The sequence below is a fragment of the Gordonibacter pamelaeae 7-10-1-b genome, assembly GCF_000210055.1.
GTDB lineage: Bacteria > Actinomycetota > Coriobacteriia > Coriobacteriales > Eggerthellaceae > Gordonibacter > Gordonibacter pamelaeae.
In genome coordinates, this window is record NC_021021.1 from 503,038 (window position 1) to 504,045 (window position 1,008).

Here is a 1,008-nt window from a genome sequence, read left to right on the forward strand (position 1 = left end):
CCTGCGGGTCCGCCGCGAGGCGGCCGTCGGCGCCCTCGGCGAGCGCCAGGTCGCGGTGGGCGATGCTCACGCGGTAGCCCTTCGTCTTCAGGTAGTCGCCCGTGGACTCCGCCAGCGCCACGGAGCGGTGCTGGCCGCCCGTGCAGCCCACGGCGATGGCGAGCTGCTGCTTGCCCTCGGCCACGTAGCCGGGCATGACGCAGTCCAAAAGCGCCCGCCAGCGCTGCTCGAACTCCTCGGTCTCGGGGCGGTAGAGCACGTAGTCGCGCACCGGCTTGTCGAGGCCCGTGAGCGCGCGCAGCTGCGGCTCGTAGTAGGGGTTCGGCAGGAAGCGCACGTCCATGACGAGGTCGGCGTCGAGCGGCGCCCCGTGCTTGAAGCCGAACGAGTACACGGTCACGGCCAGGCCCTGCTGCTCGGAGCCGGGAGCGAACAGCGCGCGGATGGTCGCGCGCAGCTGAGCCGGCAGCATGTCGGTGGTGTCCACCACGTGGTGCGCCGCCTCGCGCACCTCGAACAGGAGGTCGCGCTCGCGGTCGATGCCCTGCGCGATGGAGGCGCCGTCGGCGCACAGCGGGTGCCGGCGGCGGCTGGACTTGTAGCGCGCGACGAGCTTCTCGTCGGCCGCATCCAGGAACAGGATGCGGTAGCCGATGCCCTGGGCCTTGAGCTTCGCCAGCTCGGCCGTGAGGTTGGCGAAGAAGTCGCGGTTGCGCGCGTCGCACACCACGGCGAGCCGGCGGTGCTCGTCGGGCTGGCCCGGCATGCCGGTGAGCTCGAGCAGGTTGCCGATGAGGCTGGAGGGCAGGTTGTCCACGCAGAAGTAGCCCAGGTCCTCGAAGGAGTGCATGGCCTCGGTGCGCCCGGCGCCGCTCATGCCGCTCACGATGACCAGCTCGGGCATGCTCGCCAGCTCGGTGTTCTCGTCGGTCATGCGATCGTCCTTCCCTCGTTGTCTTCCCTGCCGGGCTCCCTGCCCTGCACGGCCGCGCGCACCGCCTCGTCCAC

1 protein-coding gene is annotated in these 1,008 nt (G+C 71.4%); it reads right to left on the reverse strand.

The window, feature by feature from the left end:
• Nucleotides 1-934 (reverse strand): RNase adapter RapZ (gene rapZ / locus GPA_RS02375; protein WP_083808863.1); only part of this gene is annotated, 934 nt, incomplete at its 3' end.
• Nucleotides 935-1,008 lie beyond the last annotated feature (74 nt).